The following is a 19,394-nucleotide window of genomic DNA, read 5'->3' on the forward strand; positions in this document are numbered from 1 at the left end:
TCGTTAAATGTTATGAAGCTCGCATTAAATGTTTCTATATTTTTAGTTAGTTTTTCTATTTCAGTATTACCAGCTTGAGCCTTTGTTTTTATATCTTCACTTTTTCCATTTATATGAATGAAGTCAGTAGACATATTATCAATATCATCACCAAAGTCAGCCATTTTTGAAGCTATATTAGTTAAAGTTTCAGCTTGGTTACTAGTTCCTTCTGCAACATCAGTTATAGCTTGTGATATGCCACCTGTAATATTAGCTAAATCTCTTGAAACATTTTCTAAATCATAAGATTTATCTCCTATAACAGAAGCATTATCTTGAATATTATTTATTATATCTGATATATCTTCAGATGTTTTAACTAAGGCTTTCCCCATAGCACCAACTTCTGTAGAGTCTTTTAAAGTTTTTTCACTTACAGAAACTTTAAATATTCCTTTTGAGAAGTTCATTAATCCATTATTTATTTCTTTGATTGATTCAGAAAGTTTATTTGAATTAATAAATATTAAAATTGCAAGTACTACTAAAGTTAATAAACTTATTAAAATAGTTGCAAGTTGCATTGAGTTTAATTGAGATAGAACTTCGTCTGTATCTGCATAAACACAAGTAATCCAAGTAGTTCCAGGAACTGGAGTAAAGGCTAAGGTTCTGTTTTGACCTTTATATGTGTAATTTAAAATACCTTGTTTTTTAGAACAGATTTCTTTATGTGCTTCAACTGCAGTTCCAGAGTTATCAGGAACATTCTTACCTTGTACAAAGTTAGTTTCATTTTCAACTAGTTGAGTATCTTTATGTGCAATTAGTGTATCATCTGAATTTATTATAAATACGCCACCGTCGTTTAAAATCTTAGTTTTAGTAGCTAAGTTAGAAAAATCAGTTGCTGCATAAGATGCTGTTAATACACCTTTTATTGAACCGTTAGCTGATTTTATTGGAACTGATGTAAATACAACCATGCTACCATCTAATTTGCTCTTCATTGGAACAGATATATAGCTTTTTCCAGCCATACCTTCAGTAAAATATTCACGGTCTTTTACTGATACATTTTCGTTATTCATATCAAAGGCGTTACCTTCTGCATCTGAAATAGTTATACGCTTAAGGCCGTTAACTTCTGCATAAGCTTTTAAAGCTGCGACTTGAGCTTTTCTGTCGTTACCTTGAATTGTTGGATTTGCAGCAAGTGATGCTAAAGATTGTTTAGTATCTTCTACTATAGTAGCTACATCAGTTGATGCAACATTTGCTAATTGCTCTAGCAAAGTGTTTGTAGTGTTTCTAAGTCCTTTGCTTGCAAAATGTGAAGTAGCAAGGCCACCTATAATTAAAATTACAGTTAAAAGAGGTATAAAGTCTTTTAACATTTTGCCTTTTAAAGATTTTGCTTTAAAAAGATCTTTCTTTTTTTTCATTTTATCCCACCTTAAATTTAATATATATCTTTAATCAATAAAATTATTATCGGATAGTAAATATAGAACTTAAATTTAAAATGAATATATTTTGTAAAAACACATAAAAATTTGTCGAATAAGAAGAAAGAAGCCTTATAGATGGGGCTTTAGGCCAATTTATAAACTTTGTATTTCTAAAGTTTGAATATTAGTTTTTATTTATAAAAAAATACAAAAAAGGAATCTCTTTAGAGATTCCTTTAAATAAGATTATTTTACAACTATATTAACAAGTCTACCTTTAATTACGATTACTTTTACAATAGTTTTTCCTTCAGTGTTTTTAAGTACATTTTCATTTTCTAATGCAGTTTCTTTAATAACTTCATCAGTTGAGTTTGAAGGTACTGTAATTTTTGCTTTAACTTTACCGTTTATTTGAATAGCTATTTCTATTTCATCCTTAACTAAAGCAGAAGGGTCAAATTCAGGCCATTTTTGGTTAAATACTGAACCTTCCATTCCCATAAGGCTCCATTGTTCTTCAGCGAAGTGAGGTGCAAATGGTGCAAGGATTTTTATGAAATCTAATAAAGTTTCTTTTAAGAATTCAGTATTTTTAACTTCTTCTTTATCATACTTAGAAAGAGCGTTAACAAATTCCATCATTCTTGCAATAGCAGTATTAAATTGCATTTTTTCAGTATCGTCTGTTGTACCTTTTATAGCTGTATGAAGCCAAAGTTTAAGTTCTTTTTCTTCTTTGTCTATAGTAGTTTTTGTGTTTTTAGATTTTATAGCTTCTCTTGAAGAATCAAGGTATCTTTCGATTCTATCTACGAATTTACCTATAGATTTTATTCCGTCATCGCTCCAAGCGCCACCTTCTATATAAGCAAATCCAAACATTAAATACATTCTAAATACGTCAGAACCGTATTCGTCTATATAATCGTTTGGTGAGATTGTATTACCTTTTGATTTACTCATTTTTAAACCGTCTGGTCCTAGGATTAATCCTTGGTGAACTAGTGATTTGAAAGGTTCATCAAAGTTTAAGTATCCCATATCTCTTAAAGCTTTAGTTATAAATCTTGCATAAAGTAAGTGCATACAAGCGTGCTCAGGACCACCTACGTATTTATCTACTGGAAGCATTTTATCTATTATATCTTTATTGAAAGCTTCTTTTTCATCTTTGCTATCTGGATATCTTAAGTAGTACCAAGATGAGCAAACGAAAGTATCTAAAGTATCAACTTCTCTTTTTGCAGGTTTTCCGCAGCAAGGACAAGTTGTATTAACGAACTCTTCGCATTTTGCAAGAGGTGATTTTCCATCTGGAGTAAACTCTACGTTGTATGGAAGTTTTACTGGAAGATCTTTTTCTGGTACAGGAACTGTTCCGCAGTCTTCGCAGTAAATCATAGGGATTGGAGCTCCCCAGTATCTTTGTCTTGAAACTAACCAGTCTCTAAGTCTGTAGTTTACTTTTTGCTCACCTAAGCTTAAAGTAGCTAATTTTTCTACTATTTTAACTTTAGCTTCCTTTGTAGTTAATCCGTCAAATTCGCCTGAATTAACTAGTATACCGTGCTCACAGTAAGGAAGAGTAGTCTCTTTAGAATCTTTAGGTTCTATAACTCTTTCTATAGGTAAGTTATATTTAGTTGCGAAAGCAAAATCTCTTTCGTCGTGAGCTGGAACAGCCATAACAGCACCAGTTCCGTAAGTTGCAAGAACATAGTCTGAAACCCAAATAGGAACAACTTTTCCGTTTATAGGGTTAATAGCATATGAACCTGTGAATACACCAGTTTTTTCTTTAGTGTTTGATTGTCTTTCTATTTCAGATTGCTTTAAAGCTTCTTCTTTGTAAGCTTCAATAGCCTTTTTGTTTTCTTCTGTAACAAGACTATCTACTAATTTGTTTTCAGGTGCTAAAACTACATATGAAACACCATTTAAAGTATCAACTCTTGTAGTGAATACATCAAATGATAAATCAGAATCTTTAACTTTAAATGTTACTTCTGCACCAGTAGATTTTCCAATCCAGTGTTTTTGCATAGCAACAGTTTTTTCAGGCCAATCTAAAGTATCTAATTTTTCTAGTAATTCGTCTGCGTAATCTGTTATTTTTAAGAACCATTGAGTTAAGTCCTTTTTAGTAACTTCTGTTGAACATCTTTCACAAGCTCCATCTACAACTTGCTCGTTAGCTAAAACTGTATTACATGAAGGGCACCAGTTAACAGGAGCATTTTTTCTGTATGCTAAGCCTTTTTCATATAATTTTAAGAATAGCCATTGAGTCCATTTGTAATAATCAGGTCTACAAGTAACAACTTCGTTTTCCCAGTTAAACATAGCGCCCATAGCTTTTAATTGAGCTTCCATAGTTTCGATGTTTTTTTCAGTTGAGTCTTGAGGGTGAACCCCTGTTTTTATAGCATAGTTCTCAGCTGGAAGACCAAATGCATCAAACCCCATTGGTTGGAATACATTAAATCCATTCATTCTCTTAAATCTAGCCCAAGTATCAACAGGTCCGTAGTTAAACCAGTGACCAGCGTGTAATTGGCTACCTGATGGGTAAGAGAACATTTCTAAAACGTAAAGTTTTTTATCTAAGTTAGTAGGGTCAAATTTATATAAGTTTTCTTTTTCCCATTTTTCTTGCCACTTTTTATCTATGGCAGTTCCGTAGTTTCCCATTTTTTGTTCCTCCTATAATATATATAATTAATTTTATTTTTTACAAAGATAAAGGATATTAAATAAAAAGAAAATCCTTTCGTCTTTTATGCATTTTAGCATAAGAGACGAAAGGATTCCGTGGTACCACTCTTAATTAGGAAAATTTAATTTCCTCACTCTTTTACTTTAACGGGGTTAACCGTACCTGCTTCTAAACAGATAAACTTATAGACAAGTTCCTGAAATTCAAACTCTGTTTTTCACCAAACAACAGCTCTCTTAACTTTGAAATATGCAGTACTACTTCTAATCATTGCTTTAATTTATTAAGTTTAAATCATTTGAATTTATTATATATATAAGGAAGTTTTTAGTCAAGTGATATTATAAAAAGTTATAGAGTTAGTATAGCATAGATTAAGATTTTTTATGAAAGATGGAGGAGTCTTTAGGAGATTGAAGGAGATTTGAGGACCAGAGAGGCTATATATAATGCGGTAGGTTAAAACTTAATAGGGGTAATAGAAGGTATTTAATTAGGTTTGCTTTAGATATTTAGTAAAGGTAAAATAGAAGATAAGAAATATAACTAGTGGTAGTTATATTTATAAATTTAGGAGAGTGATATTTTGTATTCGACGAAAGAGAATGCGAAAAGTATAGCTTTAGTAATACTAGGGTCATGTATTTTAGCATTCGGAACTTACAATTTTAATTTTCAAAACGAAATTACTGAAGGAGGAGTATTAGGATTAATATTATTAGTAAAAAATATTATGAATATATCTCCATCAATAACTAGTTTGTTAGTAGATTTATCATTATTTGCTATAGGAGCTAGATTCTTTGGTAAAAGATTTATGGCACTTTCAGTTTTATCAAGTTTATCTTTTTCAGCTTCATATAAAGTTTTTGAAAGTATTGGATTTATTATTCCAGACTTTAAAGATAATATGATAATTGCAAGTATACTTGCAGGTATTGGAGTAGGTATTGGTGTTGGGCTTGTAATTAGAGGTGGCGGAGCCGCTGGAGGAGACGATGTTATAGCTCTTTTAGGTAACAAATTTACAAAGCTTAAGATAAATCACATATACCTTTTAACAGATGCTGTTATATTAATAGCATCAATAGTATATTTAGAACCAAAACAAATATTCTTCTCTATAGTAGCTGTTACTATTAGTGGGAAGTTAATCGACATTTTATATAACGGACAAGAAGAAAAAGATGCCAAAGATGATAGCGTAGAAGACGTTAAAGACGGCATAACAATTAATGCATAAATAATGTAAAAATAGCTTAGTATTTACTAGGCTATTTTTTACTTTATTAGCGAATTAAAGGTGCTTTTCTTATTAAAATTAAATAAATTAAAGTTTAATATAAAATTATTAAATCTAATATAATTCTGAGAAATGATTACTTTTATAGGTATAAGTAAATATCTGTAAATGGTATAATTTTATAGAGAGTAATTAATTAAATAGTAGGCTAGAGGAGGAAAGTAGGATGTTTAATTTTAGTACTGGAAGATTCTTTATAGGGGATGGGAATATCTTATATCCATCTATGAGAAAAGGAGAATTTTTTGAGACTAACTTTTTTAGAAAGTTATTAGGGGAAGATGAGGCTTATAATAGAGACCTTGAGATATTTCACGTAAAGGAACATACTTTAGATAATTTAAAATTAGATTTAGATATATGTTTTGATACATTAAATGACTTTATAGAAAAGATAGTACTTCGTGCAGATGATACGGAGATTTTACTTAGCGAAGTAGGGATAGAGAAGGACAGTAGTGTAGAGTATAGCTGGGGTAAAATCGAAGAAATCGATGGAGAAGTATTTATAATATTTAATAATAGTAAATATATAAGATAGTTTTAAAACTATAATTTAAGTGAAAAGGAATGTTAACTTTAGTTAATGTTCCTTTTATTTTTTTATATAAAGAAAAAAATAAGAATATTATGTAGGGGTACTTAAGTATTATATATAAAAGGAATTTATTTAGAGGGGAGTTTAATTAAAATGCTTAAGGATCTTTTTAGTTCATTTTTAGGACAAGGAATAATTGGGTTTGGCGTTATAGCTTTAATAATAGCCTTATCTATATATGGGATAGTTGTTAGTTTAAGGATAAGAAATTCATATAAAGAACTTAACTATGGATTTGAAAGGGGAAGTATCTTAAATTATGAATCAAGAGAAAAAACTTTTGAAAGTAATGTTTTAAATGAAATAGTAAAGGACTTTAAAAATAGTGCACAAAAAGGAACAGATAATATAAATACAGAGGTATTAATATTAAAACATTTGAGAAATAATTTTAACTTAAATGATAAGTTTATGAATATGATACCAGCAATATCAATTGCACTTGGTTTACTTGGTACATTTTTAGGATTAACAGTTGCAATACACTCAACTAAGGGAGTATTAGTTTCTGGTGTTAATTCTATGGAACTTTTCTTAAGTGAAATGGGACTTCCACTTCAAGGTATGGCAAGTGCGTTTTGGACTAGTATCTTTGGTGTTTTTGTATCGATTATATTAAACTTTATTATTTCATTAGTTAAAAGAGAAAAAGATATGTTCTTTGATACTTTTGAGGATTATTTAGATAATTTAATATATGGAGAAAACTTTTATGGTTTCGCTAAGCAATTTGAAAAGTTTAATAATACTTTAGAAAATACTATGAAAGATTTAACTAAAGAGATGAGGGCTTTATTTAGAGAGGGTGTAGAAGAACTTGTTGAAAAGATAAATAAAAATACTATAGATATGACAGAGACAGCAAAAGAGATGAGTAATTATACAGTAGAACTTAGCCGAGTTATTAAAAGTTTAGATAATACTGTGGATAGTTTTAGCATGCCTGTTGAAATATTTAAAAAATCTATAGATAATTTTGAGATAAACACAGATAAGTTTAAAAACATAATGGATGATGCAACTAGTAATTTATCATTAAAGATAGATTCTCTTGGAGATAAGATAATAACTTTAGAAAAGAGTATAGGTGATGAAAATGTAATAATGACAAAATCATTGCAAACTCTTTTAGGAATTAAAGGAGATTTAGAAATTTCATACAACAGACTTGTAGAGAGCACTGAGTATATTAAAGACTCTATAGATATAAGTTCTAATAAATTAGAAGTTCAACTATCTAATCTTCAAGAAGGTTATGATGGATTTGAAAGAGGTCTTTACGAATTTTTAGAAACTGTAGATTCATTAAAGTCTGGAATAACAGAGAGCGTAACTAGTATTTTAAAACTTGAAATGGAGGATTTATCTAAAGACATAATAAGAGGATTAGATGAATCTATAGCAGGAATAACAGAAGCTACTCAAAGTTTAAGCAAAAATACAAACACTATAGCAAAACTAGTTAAGGCAACAAACGATTGGGCTTTTGCATCTAGAGGATAAAAATGATTTTAAAGTCACTTCTAAAATTTAAGAAGTGGCTTTTAATTTACATTAGAATATTTAAAGTTTAGTGATAATAAATTTAATTAAGAGGAAAGTTTTATTAGTTAGGGAAGAGTGGAGGTTTTAAAGATGAAGTTTAGAAGCAGAAGATATAAAAGAGAAAAAGAAGAGATGTCTTACTGGCCATCTTTTGTAGATATTATGACTACAGTAACTTTAGTTTTCTTTTTTATTATGCTTATATCAATGGCGTTATCAAGTTTGTTTGTAGATAATATATCTAAAAAAAGGGATGCTATTTATAAAGAGATTCAAAGTAAATTAGATAGTAATAATGTTAACAAAGATGTTATGTATTTTAATAAAGAGGAAGGAAAGATAGAGATTAAAACAGAGACTTTATTTGATACTGGAAAATGGGACTTAAAAAAGGACGGTGAAAATTTAGCAAAAGAATTAAATGAAGTATTTTATAAGATACTTAAAGATGAAAAGCTTAATAAAGAGATAGATTATATTGAAATTGTGGGACATACAGATTATGCAGGAACAACTATAGATAATAGGAAATTATCAACAGAAAGGGCAATGAGCTTTTTAAATTCTATGGTTCCAATTAATAGCGATTTAGAAAATGGGTTTGGAGGTAAATTTAAAGCTTCTGGGATGTCAGAGTTTGAGACAAACCCTAAAAAAGAAGATAGAGATAGAGAAAAATATTCAAAAAATGATATGAAAGCCGTTAAAGATCAAAGAAAAATAGAAATAAAGATGGTATTTTCAAATAGGGACTTAGAAGAGGCTATTAAAAGTAGAAATTTAAAGAGGGATAAATAGTTATGGGTAAGACGTTAGAGAGGTATTTTAAGCTTTATAAAGTTCGAGATGATTTAAAGTTAAATTGCGTAATAGAATATGAAAGACTAGAAAATGAAATTGAAAGAGATAAGCTTGATTTAAAAGGTTTAAAAGAAAATTATATAAAAAAGCTTGTATTACCCTGGGTAGTGTTAGATAAAGGATTTAATTATACAAGCAAAATAATAGAGAGAGAATTAGAAAGTAACGATTCAAAAAAATATATAAAGATAGCAAATATTTTAGAAGATATAGGTCTTATTGATAAACCTAAGATTAAGGAAATAAACCCTTTAAAAGATAAGAAGGAGTTAGTTTTTATAAAAGAAAATGGTTTTTTTGAGGAGTTTTCTATAACTTACAGTTCAGATACAGTTCCTTTAGATTTAGAGATAATATCAAATAGGTTAAAAAAGTATATTAAATTAGAAGTTATAAATGGTTTAAAAGAAAGCAAGTTAAAAATTATTTTTAAAATACCAAGATACGAGGATGTAAATAACTTAGAAGATATAATTATCTTTACTGGGATAGACCTTAGACATATTAGTTTTATAGTAAAAAGTGAGAGCGATTATTTATTAGAAGGAAAATCTTTAGAGGGGAATTATCTTAAAGAAAGTATAGTAGAAAAAATTAAAAATTTAAATAATGCAAGTTCTATCTTAGAAGTGATTAAGGTTATGGAAAATGAAATAAAAAGAGAACTACCTGTAGACATATATATTGAAGCTTTTAATAGAGCTTTTGCTTTAAAAGAATTTGATATAGGATTTTCTATGTTTTTAGAAGAATACTTCTTAAAAAATCCTATAGTATTAAAAAGTAATATAGATTATTTAAAAGAAATGTATAAAAGAAAAATAATAACTAATAATTCTAAGGAATTAATAAGCTATTTAAACTTGATTTTAGAAGAGGATTTAGAAGGCAGGAAGGCTTTAATAAATCTAAAAGAATATAGTAGAGATTTTGATTATAGTTTTATAAATGAAGTTAAGGATATTTATAAAAATACTTCAGATAAAGAAGGTTTAAATATTGTAATAAACAAGATAATAAATTCTAAAGAAATAAAAATAGATAAGGATATGTTAGATATAATTTATTCTTTTTATAAAAAAACATTAGATATAAAAGCATTAGAAAAACTTATTCAAAATAAAGATACTATAAAAAAATTAGACTTAAAATCAAAAGATAAAATTTTGATTTTAGATTATTATAGAAAAACAAGACAAGGGAATTTAAAAGATATTTTTAGATTTTGCGATTCTAGCATAGATGAAAGTGATTATATAAAAAAGACAATGATAAACATAATTGAAGATATAATAGACGGAAATGACACTAAAAAGAAAGATGAATTATTTAAAGATAACTCTAAAACTATATTTAAGTTAAGTAAATTTAGTAAAAAGTTATACAATGAATTTATACTACACAAGCTTAACAGTGAAAAAGATGGGCTTGATATATTTATATACGAAGAAGCTTTATTGAAAATCAAAGATAGAGATTTAAAGAAAAGATTATTAGAAAGAGTAATTGATTATTTCGTTTTAGAAAGTGATGAATCAAAGTATGTATCATATATAAATACTTATTTAGAGGAGTACACAGTAGAAGAAGGTTTTATATATGATCTAATAAATAAATTTAGTTTTGATTTAATATTTTTAGGTGTGTTTATAAATAGAATAAGATTTAAAGATAGAAATTTAAAAAGAAAAGTTATAAACAAAGTAACTAACGCCTTTATAGCTTCTAAAAGATATGACCTGTTACCTTTAGTTATAAGAGAATCTAAAAATATAAAAGATTATGATAAAGGAAGAGAAACTCTTTTAAAATTTATTAAAAATTCTAACTTTATAACTGAAAATATCTATGTAAGTACTATAAAAGGTATGATTGAAGTCTTAGATGAAGAAGGCAGAAAAGAAGTATACAGTGAACTTATAAAAAGATGCGATTTACCTTTAGATATAAGGGTAAGGTATTCTAATTTAGTAAAAGATGAATCAAACGAAAAAATCATAATAGAGGAATTTGAAAGAGGAAATACTTCTAGCAAAAAAGCTAAGCTTTTAGCTCTTAGAAACTATTATGAAGATGATTTGAAATTTAAAAGTTTAGCGAGATTTGGAGAAACAAGTGAGGAAATAAGAAGACTTATCTTAAAAAAAGCAGAAGAGAAGTTTAAAGATAATAAAGGGTATGTAAAAGAAATTATAGTTAATTTAGATGAAAAGTCTAAAGAATCCTTAATTTTAAAGAGATCTTTAGAAGATTATTACAAATATAAAGACAACTTAAACTTAGCATATATATTTGGGAATTATAAAGTAGTTTCAAGGTATAGAGGCGATTTAAGTGATAGAGTAAAAGTTAAATCTTTATTTAATGATGAGTTTAAGTCTGGAATAATCTTTAGAAAAGAGGAGTTTAGAGAAACTATATTAAAAATTTTAAGTGAAAACTGGATAAACTATGAAACATTTGATAAAGAATTATATATATTAGAAGAAAGTATAAAAGATAACTCTCTTAAAGATGTTATAAGAAAAGGATTAGACATCTTAAACTTACAAAAGAATTTAATAAATTCTAATTTCACTCTTACAGATTTTAGAGAAGATGCCTTTATAAATACTTCTAGCTTTATATTTCCAAGAAGAATAGAAGGTTTAATAAAATATAAAGAAAATTTATCTTTAAAGGTAGGGGAAAGATTTAAAGATAGAATATTATTAAATGAAAGAAATATAACAAATTTAATTAAAGGATATATATATAATGATATTTTAAATCTTCAAAATAAAGGAGATAAAGAATTAATAAGTTCTTTAAATAATATTTTAAAACGAGAAGATTTAAATAGCTATGATAAATTATATAAAGAGTTAGATTTATTATTTAAAATTAATTTTAAAGAGGGAAGGTATGAAGTGCAAGAAGTGTGATGAAAAAATTAAAGACGTTTCAAAACTATATAGTAATAGCACATCAGAAGATCAGGTGATTTATAATAGATTTTATAATATATACAACTGCTTTTTAAAAAATATAAAAAAGCTTCTTGCAATTATAATAATAATCGTAATATTTTTTATAGGTTATGGAGCTTATAAAGATTTTAAGATAGACCTAAAAGATCCTAAAAATGTTATAGAAAAGTTCTATGAGTTTTCTATAAATGGAGATATAGAAAAAGCATTAGATTACGCATATTTAGATGCGAAATTAAATAAAGAAGAAGAAGTAGAATTTTTTAAATTAGTGAAAGCATATGTATCATCAGATATATATTTTGATGTTTCTATTTTAGATTTAAAAGAAATAGATAATTCTAATAACTATATAACATATGAAGTAACTTATAACTTCATAATAGATAATAAAAAATCTAAAGAATTAAAAGATAAAATAACACTAATAAAAGAAGAAGAACTTTATAGAGTTTCACTCTTAGACGCTTTAAAAGATAAAGGTATAGCTTAAAAAAATATAGTTAAATAAAAAAATGCCTTGTTTTTAAGGCATTTTTTATTTAAATTTCAAAAGCGTTAAATGATAATTCTATTTTTTCAACAGATGGTATAAGTTTAGTTAATTTAACGTTAGACGCTAAAAACATTCTTTTTGATGCTTTAACTTCATCAGATTCAGCATATTTATCACTAAGGTAAATTACTTCCTTAATTCCACTTTGTATAATAGCTTTTGCACATTCGTTGCAAGGGAAAAGGGCAACGTAAAGTTTTGCATTCTCTAAAGAAACACCTCTATTATTTAAAATAGCATTAAGCTCTGCATGAACTACATAAGGGTATTTTGTTTCTAAAAATTCTCCATCTCTACTCCATGAAAATTCATCATCTGAACAACCAAATGCAAATCCATTATATCCAACAGATAAAACTCTGTTAGTTGGGCTTACTATGCAAGCACCAACTTGTGTGCTAGGGTCTTTACTTCTCTTTGCAGATAATAAAGCAAGTCCCATAAAATATTCATCCCAAGATATAAAATCTTTTCTCTTCATATTTATACCTCCTAAATCAAGGTTTAATAATTAATTACATAATTATTATACTATTATATATAATGCAAAAACAAATAAAAATGGTATTTAAAAATATATAAGAAAATGAAGGAATTTAAAGATAAAATGTATGTAGAAAAATAGTCAAAGAAGTTGACTTTTAAAGGATTAAATGTTTTTTATTATATAAAATATAAGGGTTTGAGTTGGGAAGGTTCTTAAAAAAATAGTGAAAAGGTATAAAAGTTTGTTTAAAAATTAACAAAAAACTATTGAATAATAAAATAAAGGTGGTATAATAAGAGTGTGTTAAGAGTTTAACAATAATAAAAATGTTAATACAAATGTTAATTATATATTTGGGAGGTTTTACAATATGAGAGAAGTTGTAATAGTAAGTGCTGTAAGAACAGCATTAGGAACATACGGTGGAGCACTTAAAGATGTTCCAGCAGTAGACTTAGGAGCTACAGTAATAAAAGAAGCAGTTAAAAAAGCAGGAATCAAACCAGAAATGGTTGACGAAGTTTTAATGGGTAACGTAATTCAAGCAGGTCTTGGACAAAACGTTGCTAGACAAGCAACTTTAAAAGCTGGATTACCAAACGAAGTTTCAGCAATGACTTTAAACAAAGTTTGTGGTTCAGGATTAAGAGCTGTAAGTTTAGCTGCTCAAATGATTAAAGCTGGAGATTGCGATGTAGTAGTTGCAGGTGGTATGGAAAACATGTCAAGAGCACCTTATGCTTTACCAACAGCTAGATGGGGACAAAGAATGGGAGACGGAAAAATGGTTGACACTATGATCAACGACGCTCTTTGGGATGCATTTAACAACTACCACATGGGAATCACTGCAGAAAACATAGCAGAACAATGGAACCTAACTAGAGAAATGCAAGATGCTTTCTCAGCAGAATCACAACAAAAAGCAGAAGCTGCAATAAAAGCTGGAAAATTCAAAGATGAAATAGTACCAGTTGTTATTCCTCAAAGAAAAGGAGATCCAAAAGTATTTGATACTGATGAATTCCCAAGATTCGGAACAACTGCTGAAAGCTTAGGAAAATTAAGACCAGCATTTAAAAAAGATGGTACAGTTACAGCAGGTAATGCTTCAGGAATAAACGATGGAGCTGCAGCTTTAGTAGTAATGAGCGCTGAAAAAGCTGAAGAATTAGGAATTAAACCAATGGCTAAAATCCTTTCATACGGATCAAAAGGATTAGATCCATCAATAATGGGATACGGACCATTCTATGCAACTAAGAGAGCATTAGAAGGAACTGGATTAGAAGTTAAAGATATTGACTTAGTAGAAGCTAACGAAGCATTCGCAGCACAAAGTTTAGCAGTAGCTAAAGATTTAGGATTCGATATGTCAAAAGTTAACGTTAATGGTGGAGCAATAGCTTTAGGACACCCAGTAGGTGCTTCAGGAGCTAGAATCCTAGTTACTTTACTTCACGAAATGGAAAAAAGAGATGCTAAAACTGGTTTAGCAACACTTTGTATCGGTGGAGGAATGGGAACTGCATTAATCGTAGAGAGATAGTAGGACCTTTCAAATAAAATAATATAAATAGAGACCACATAGCATATCATGCTATGTGGTTTTTTTTAGCTTTTTTAGTAGGTATTAATAATTATATTAAATGGTATATTTTCTAAATCGTAAAAGTATCAGTCTTTTACTTTTGAAATTATTAAAAAAAATAGGAATAAAATAATAAAAGAATAATAAAACTACATATATGATGACAATAAACAAATGATAATAAAAAGATAACTATATGAACAAATTATTAACAAAAGGTTATAAAATCGATTTTTGTGCAACTTGTCTATAATGTTAATTCAATTGTGTCTCACAAAAAACGGAAAATATACCTTTTTTTATTGATAACATGACTGAATTTTCTGACAATTGAAATTTAATTTAAAAATAGTTGTAAGATGAAGAGAAAAAGAGTAAAGTGGTTAAAAAGGGTTAAAACATAGTAAAAACACTTCAAAAAGGAATTTTATTGCCTAAAATAGACAAAAATTGAATTTCAATTAGGAAATTATCTACACTATAATGATTTAGAAAGACATAAGGAGGCGAATATGGTTATAGATTTAAAAAGCTTACTTAGGAACACAGCAAAGTCTAGTTTACTTGTAGTCGGCCTTGGAGTTATCGCATTACTTATAATAAATCCAAAATACGTAGAACCTTTTGTGATAGGATTTTTAATAAGTCTTGCAAATTTCATAATAGGCGGATCTCTATCAGAAAAAAGTATCAATTCAAAAGCTGATCTTAAGGGATTATTATTGATGGTTAGTTTTGTAATAAGAATAATCCTTGTTGCCGGTATCGGTATCTTGTTATTATTGCAAAACCAATACAACATAATTCTTTACGTTATAGGCTATATGTCTAATTTCATTTCCCTTTTTATGGCTATTAAATATGAAGAAAGGAAGTGATTGAGTGAACAGTCTAATGGATAAGGTTAGTAGCTTTATAAATAGTCTAGGAAGTGTAATAATCCAGCAGTGGGTTATCATAGTTTTAATCGCTATAGTTTTATGGCTACTTACTAGAAATTTAAAAGTTATTCCAGAAAGCAAAAAGCAAAACATTGTTGAGATGGGTATAGAAGGATTTAGCAACTGGGTAAAATCAACTATGGGCGACAGTTATATCGGCTATGCACCATTTGTAGGTTCTCTTGCGATTTTCGTATTTGTTATGAACGTAACAGACCTTTTAGGGTTCAAGCCACCAACATCAGATTTCAGTGTTGCTTTAGCTTTATCATTACTTACATTCCTTATAGTTCAAATTAATTCAATAAGAGAAAATGGATTATTTGGTTACTTAAAAGGATATGGACATCCAACTGCAGCTCTTTTACCTATAAACATACTTGAAAGAGTAATGTTACCTGTAACATTAAGTTTCAGACTTTTCGGTAACATAACAGTTGCGGTAGTAATAATGGAATTAGTTTATCAAGCATTAGGAAATGTAGCATGGATTGCTCAATTAGCTATCCCAGTACCACTTATGGGTTACTTTGACCTATTTGATGGAGTGCTTCAAAGTTTTATATTTACAATATTAACTATGATAAATATAAAAATGATAGCAGAAGAATAAAAAAAACAATTTATTTTTAGGAGGAATTATTTATGTCAGGACAAGAATTTATCATTGGAATGCGTGCAATCGGAGCAGGATTAGCAATTATATCAGCATTAGGAGCAGGAGTAGGTATCGGTAACGCGACAGCAAGTCTTCTAAAAAGTATAGCAAGACAACCAGAAGCTAAGGGTAGCTTAATGTCAACTTACTTCATAGGTTGTGCTTTAGCAGAAACTACAGCAATATATGGATTACTAGTATCATTCATACTATTATTCGTTGGAATAAAATAATTAAATTTGCTATAAAAAAATAGGTTTTTAAGCCTGGAAGGGAGGCTTTGATTTGGATATTAATATGTCTATAGATATTCCAAAGATTATTGTCACTTTAGTAAACTTAGGGATATTAGTTTGGATAGTAAAAAAAATAGCGTTTGATAAAGTTAATGCTATTATCAAACAAAGAAAAGATCGTATAGAAGATACAATATCTAAAGCTGATGAAGATTTAGAAAAAGCAAGGATCTTAAAAGTACAAAACGAAAGAGAAATAACTACTTCAAAGAAAAAAGGTAAAGAAATAGTTGATGAATATAAGGTTAAAGCTGATGATCTTAAAAAAGAAATAGTCAATGATGCTAAAGTTGAAGCTGAGAGACTATTAGAGAGATCTAGAGATGAAATCACAAGAGAAAAAGAAAAAGCAGAACATGAAATGAGAAATAATATATTAAACATTTCAATGCTAATTTCAGAAAAAGCTCTAGGTGAGAGTATAAGCGAGGAAAAGCATAAAGAACTTATAGATGACTATATTAGCAAGGTAGGTATGTAATATGTACGAATACCTAGATAGGAGATATGCTAAAGCCTTATATGAAGTAGCGGAAGAAAAAGGTAAGGTAGAGGAATATTTAAGAGATCTTAGAGAAATTTGTGACCTTATCGATAGTAATGAGGAATTAAAAAAGTTAGTTGATTATCCTCAAGTTAGTACAAAAAAGAAAAAGAAAATAATGATAAAGCTTCTTAAAGGACAAATAGACGAAGAATTATTATCTTTTATACTTATCCTTATAGAAAAAGGAAGAATTCATTACATTAGAGAAAAGCTTAATCAAATGGAATTAATACATCTAGAAAAGCAAAACATAGTTACAGCTTTAGTAAAGAGTGTTATTCCTTTAAGTGAAGATCAATCTTCTAAATTAAAAGCTAATTTAGAAAAGAAATTTAACAAGAATGTTATATTAGAATATGAAATTGATAAGAGTATTTTAGGTGGATTATACGTAAGAGTTGGTAACGAAGTAATTGACGGTTCAATTAAATCAAAACTTGAAGAAATGAAATCACTAATACTTAAAAGCGAATAGAGGTGAAGCTATGAATATCAAACCAGAAGAAATTACTTCTATAATTAAAAGTGAAATAGAAAGATACGACAAAGAAATTAAAACTATAAACTCAGGTACAATAATCCAAATCGGAGACGGAGTTGCTAGGGTATTTGGATTAGATGACTGTATGGAAGGTGAGCTTTTAGAGTTCCCTAATGGTGTTTATGGAATGGCTTTAAACCTTGAGCAAGATAACGTAGGTTGCGTTCTTTTAGGACCAGAAGAAGGTATAAAAGAAGGAGACGTTGTTAAAAGAACTGAGAAAATAGTTGAAGTTGGAGTTGGAGAAAACTTAATAGGTAGAGTTGTTAACGCACTTGCAGAACCTATTGATGGAAAAGGCCCAATAAAAGCAGAAACTACTAGACCAATTGAAGTTCAAGCTCCAGGAATACTTGAAAGAAGTTCAGTTAACGAACCACTACAAACAGGTATAAAAGCAATAGATTCAATGATTCCAATAGGTAAAGGACAAAGAGAACTTATCATTGGAGATAGACAAATAGGTAAGACTGCTATAGGAATAGATACAATAATCAACCAAAAAGGTAAAGATGTTATATGTATTTATGTAGCAATCGGACAAAAACAATCAACAGTAGCTTATATAGTTAACACATTACAAGAAATGGGAGCTATGGATTATACAACAGTAGTAGCTGCAACTGCATCAGAAACAGCACCACTACAATACTTAGCACCATACGTAGGATGTACTATAGGTGAGCACTTTATGCATCAAGGTAAAGATGTATTAGTAATATACGATGACTTATCTAAGCACGCTGTTGCTTACAGAACAATGTCACTATTACTTAAAAGACCACCAGGAAGAGAAGCTTATCCAGGGGATGTTTTCTACATCCATTCAAGATTACTTGAAAGAGCAGCTAAACTTTCAGAAGAATTAGGAAGCGGTTCTTTAACAGCACTTCCAATAATCGAAACATTAGCAGGAGACGTTACTGCTTATATACCAACAAACGTTATTTCAATTACAGATGGTCAAATATTCCTTGAAGGAGATTTATTCTATTCAGGTCAAAGACCAGCTGTTAATGCAGGTATTTCTGTATCAAGGGTTGGAGGTAACGCTCAAATTAAAGCTATGAAACAAGTTTCAAGTACTTTAAGACTAGAGCTTGCTCAATACAGAGAATTAGCAGCATTTGCTCAATTCGGTTCAGACCTTGATAGAGATACAATGATGAGACTTGAAAAAGGTAAGAGATTAGTAGAGATCTTAAAACAAGACCAATACAGCCCAATGGACGTAGAAGATCAAATAATGATCCTTTATGCAGCTGTTAATAATTTCTTATCAGATATAGAAGTAGTAAGTATCAAAAAATTTGAAAGAGAATTCTTAGAATACATGAACGTACATCACAGAGAAGTAGGAAAAGCAATCATTGAAGGTAAAGTTTTAACTGATGAAGTTAAAGGAATGCTTGAAAGCGGAATAGTAGAATTTAAGAAAAAATTCTTAAATGATGGCGTTTAATATTTGGTAGAAAATTAAGGAGTTGACGATATGGCAGGAGCAGGACTTATTGAAATAAAGAGAAGAATTAAGTCAGTTCAAAGTACTAGAAAAATCACAAAAGCCATGGGACTTGTTTCTACCTCAAAGTTAAGAAGAGCTAGAGCAAACTTAAACCTAAATGAAACTTTCTTTGATACGACTTTAGATATAACTAAAGATGTATTTAATGAAATAGATGGATTTATGGATTCAGTTTACTTAAAAGGTAATGGCTCTAAAAGAAAACTATATATAGTTCTTGCATCTGATACAGGATTATGCGGAGGATACAATGTCAGCTTAGCTCTTAGATTAAGAGAACAAGTTAAAACAAACGGAGAAGAAGCTGAAGTAATCTGTGTAGGTAAAAAAGGTGTTTCATACGTTAAAAGATATGGATTTAATTGTGTAGGAGAATATTTAGATATACAAGACCATCCTAATTTTAAAGAGATGCTTCCTATATATAATCATGCATTAAGATTATATAAAGATAGTGAATATGGTGAAATAAATGTAGTTTATACTAGATTTAATTCGCCTGTATCACAGGAAGTTAAAATTGAAAGATTATTACCTGTTAAATTAGAAAAGGAAAATGTAGGAGACTATACAATAGAACCGAGAGACGAGAGTGCGGTAGAAGAAGTTTTTGACTTTTATATAGTATCTAAATTATTAAATTCAATGCTTCACGCAAGAACTAGTGAGCAATCTTTAAGAATGACAGCAATGGATGGAGCTACTAAGAACGCAAATGATCTATTAGATAGACTTGAAAGTAAATATAATAGAATCAGACAAAGCGCAATAACTCAAGAAATTGCTGAAATAGTTGGTGGAGCAGAAGCACAAAAATAGTGAGG

17 protein-coding genes and 1 other annotated feature are annotated in these 19,394 nt (G+C 28.9%); of the genes, 14 read left to right on the forward strand and 3 right to left on the reverse strand.

Features of this window, described 5'->3' with window-relative positions; translation table 11 throughout:
* Both M4I33_RS16110 and leuS read right to left on the reverse strand, forming a co-directional pair.
* A partial coding sequence (locus tag M4I33_RS16110) for a methyl-accepting chemotaxis protein (protein ID WP_257917764.1) occupies positions 1-1,427 on the reverse strand: 1,427 nt, incomplete at its 3' end.
* Positions 1,428-1,679: 252 nt separating this feature from the next.
* Positions 1,680-4,127 carry a leucine--tRNA ligase gene (leuS, locus tag M4I33_RS16115; protein ID WP_257917765.1) on the reverse strand — a complete coding sequence of 816 codons (2,448 nt, stop codon included), beginning with the start codon at positions 4,125-4,127 and terminating at the stop codon, positions 1,680-1,682.
* Positions 4,128-4,227: 100 nt separating this feature from the next.
* Positions 4,228-4,432: a binding site (T-box leader), on the reverse strand.
* A gap of 306 nt (positions 4,433-4,738) precedes the next feature.
* Here leuS and M4I33_RS16120 point away from each other — a divergent pair.
* The 6 genes from M4I33_RS16120 (at position 4,739) to M4I33_RS16145 (ending at position 11,921) form a co-directional block, all read left to right on the forward strand.
* On the forward strand, positions 4,739-5,395 hold the full coding sequence (locus M4I33_RS16120) for a YitT family protein (RefSeq protein ID WP_257917766.1): 657 nt from the start codon (positions 4,739-4,741) through the stop codon (positions 5,393-5,395).
* 226 nt (positions 5,396-5,621) lie between these two features.
* The gene (locus M4I33_RS16125) at positions 5,622-5,996 is read left to right on the forward strand and encodes a hypothetical protein (protein ID WP_257917767.1); all 375 of its coding nucleotides are present in this window, start codon (positions 5,622-5,624) and stop codon (positions 5,994-5,996) included.
* A gap of 150 nt (positions 5,997-6,146) precedes the next feature.
* Positions 6,147-7,556 carry a MotA/TolQ/ExbB proton channel family protein gene (locus M4I33_RS16130; RefSeq protein WP_257917768.1) on the forward strand — a complete coding sequence of 470 codons (1,410 nt, stop codon included), beginning with the start codon at positions 6,147-6,149 and terminating at the stop codon, positions 7,554-7,556.
* Positions 7,557-7,688: 132 nt separating this feature from the next.
* Positions 7,689-8,396 (forward strand): OmpA family protein, encoded by a 708-nt coding sequence (locus tag M4I33_RS16135; protein ID WP_257917769.1) that lies wholly within the window; start codon positions 7,689-7,691, stop codon positions 8,394-8,396.
* A gap of 2 nt (positions 8,397-8,398) precedes the next feature.
* On the forward strand, positions 8,399-11,383 hold the full coding sequence (locus tag M4I33_RS16140; protein ID WP_257917770.1) for a hypothetical protein: 2,985 nt from the start codon (positions 8,399-8,401) through the stop codon (positions 11,381-11,383).
* A complete protein-coding gene (locus tag M4I33_RS16145; protein ID WP_257917771.1) occupies positions 11,364-11,921 on the forward strand; it encodes a hypothetical protein in 558 nt (185 codons plus the stop codon). Before M4I33_RS16140 ends, M4I33_RS16145 begins: the two co-directional genes overlap by 20 nt.
* Positions 11,922-11,970: 49 nt before the next feature.
* On the opposite strand, the gene M4I33_RS16150 is transcribed toward M4I33_RS16145, so the two are convergent.
* A complete protein-coding gene (locus tag M4I33_RS16150; protein WP_257917772.1) occupies positions 11,971-12,465 on the reverse strand; it encodes a dCMP deaminase family protein in 495 nt (164 codons plus the stop codon).
* A 376-nt stretch (positions 12,466-12,841) separates the two neighbouring features.
* Here M4I33_RS16150 and M4I33_RS16155 point away from each other — a divergent pair, with 376 nt between their 5' ends.
* The 8 genes from M4I33_RS16155 (at position 12,842) to atpG (ending at position 19,389) form a co-directional block, all read left to right on the forward strand.
* Positions 12,842-14,020 carry an acetyl-CoA C-acetyltransferase gene (locus M4I33_RS16155; protein ID WP_257917773.1) on the forward strand — a complete coding sequence of 393 codons (1,179 nt, stop codon included), beginning with the start codon at positions 12,842-12,844 and terminating at the stop codon, positions 14,018-14,020.
* A gap of 554 nt (positions 14,021-14,574) precedes the next feature.
* Entirely contained in the window at positions 14,575-14,940 is a 366-nt protein-coding gene (locus tag M4I33_RS16160) for a hypothetical protein (RefSeq protein ID WP_257917774.1), read from the forward strand.
* A 4-nt stretch (positions 14,941-14,944) separates the two neighbouring features.
* On the forward strand, positions 14,945-15,616 hold the full coding sequence (locus M4I33_RS16165) for a F0F1 ATP synthase subunit A (RefSeq protein WP_257917775.1): 672 nt from the start codon (positions 14,945-14,947) through the stop codon (positions 15,614-15,616).
* Between the two features lie 32 nt (positions 15,617-15,648).
* Positions 15,649-15,894 (forward strand): ATP synthase F0 subunit C, encoded by a 246-nt coding sequence (gene atpE, locus M4I33_RS16170; RefSeq protein WP_194192404.1) that lies wholly within the window; start codon positions 15,649-15,651, stop codon positions 15,892-15,894.
* 52 nt (positions 15,895-15,946) lie between these two features.
* Entirely contained in the window at positions 15,947-16,438 is a 492-nt protein-coding gene (locus tag M4I33_RS16175) for a F0F1 ATP synthase subunit B (RefSeq protein ID WP_257917776.1), read from the forward strand.
* Between the two features lies 1 nt (position 16,439).
* A complete protein-coding gene (locus M4I33_RS16180; protein WP_257917777.1) occupies positions 16,440-16,979 on the forward strand; it encodes a F0F1 ATP synthase subunit delta in 540 nt (179 codons plus the stop codon).
* Between the two features lie 10 nt (positions 16,980-16,989).
* Positions 16,990-18,507 carry a F0F1 ATP synthase subunit alpha gene (gene atpA, locus M4I33_RS16185; RefSeq protein ID WP_257917778.1) on the forward strand — a complete coding sequence of 506 codons (1,518 nt, stop codon included), beginning with the start codon at positions 16,990-16,992 and terminating at the stop codon, positions 18,505-18,507.
* Positions 18,508-18,537: 30 nt separating this feature from the next.
* The gene (gene atpG, locus M4I33_RS16190) at positions 18,538-19,389 is read left to right on the forward strand and encodes an ATP synthase F1 subunit gamma (RefSeq protein ID WP_257917779.1); all 852 of its coding nucleotides are present in this window, start codon (positions 18,538-18,540) and stop codon (positions 19,387-19,389) included.
* Positions 19,390-19,394: the final 5 nt, after the last annotated feature.

It is taken from the genome of Clostridium sp. LY3-2 (genome assembly GCF_024705715.1).
Taxonomy (GTDB): domain Bacteria; phylum Bacillota; class Clostridia; order Clostridiales; family Clostridiaceae; genus Clostridium.

Coding starts and splice junctions, on each gene's coding strand:
- leuS (WP_257917765.1), bottom strand. CDS start 4,127: ATGGGAAACTACGGAACTGCCATAGATAAAAAGTGGCAAGAAAAATGG.
- M4I33_RS16125 (WP_257917767.1), top strand. CDS start 5,622: ATGTTTAATTTTAGTACTGGAAGATTCTTTATAGGGGATGGGAATATC.
- M4I33_RS16130 (WP_257917768.1), top strand. CDS start 6,147: ATGCTTAAGGATCTTTTTAGTTCATTTTTAGGACAAGGAATAATTGGG.
- M4I33_RS16135 (WP_257917769.1), top strand. CDS start 7,689: ATGAAGTTTAGAAGCAGAAGATATAAAAGAGAAAAAGAAGAGATGTCT.
- M4I33_RS16140 (WP_257917770.1), top strand. CDS start 8,399: ATGGGTAAGACGTTAGAGAGGTATTTTAAGCTTTATAAAGTTCGAGAT.
- M4I33_RS16145 (WP_257917771.1), top strand. CDS start 11,364: ATGAAGTGCAAGAAGTGTGATGAAAAAATTAAAGACGTTTCAAAACTA.
- M4I33_RS16150 (WP_257917772.1), bottom strand. CDS start 12,465: ATGAAGAGAAAAGATTTTATATCTTGGGATGAATATTTTATGGGACTT.
- M4I33_RS16155 (WP_257917773.1), top strand. CDS start 12,842: ATGAGAGAAGTTGTAATAGTAAGTGCTGTAAGAACAGCATTAGGAACA.
- M4I33_RS16160 (WP_257917774.1), top strand. CDS start 14,575: ATGGTTATAGATTTAAAAAGCTTACTTAGGAACACAGCAAAGTCTAGT.
- atpE (WP_194192404.1), top strand. CDS start 15,649: ATGTCAGGACAAGAATTTATCATTGGAATGCGTGCAATCGGAGCAGGA.
- M4I33_RS16180 (WP_257917777.1), top strand. CDS start 16,440: ATGTACGAATACCTAGATAGGAGATATGCTAAAGCCTTATATGAAGTA.
- atpA (WP_257917778.1), top strand. CDS start 16,990: ATGAATATCAAACCAGAAGAAATTACTTCTATAATTAAAAGTGAAATA.
- atpG (WP_257917779.1), top strand. CDS start 18,538: ATGGCAGGAGCAGGACTTATTGAAATAAAGAGAAGAATTAAGTCAGTT.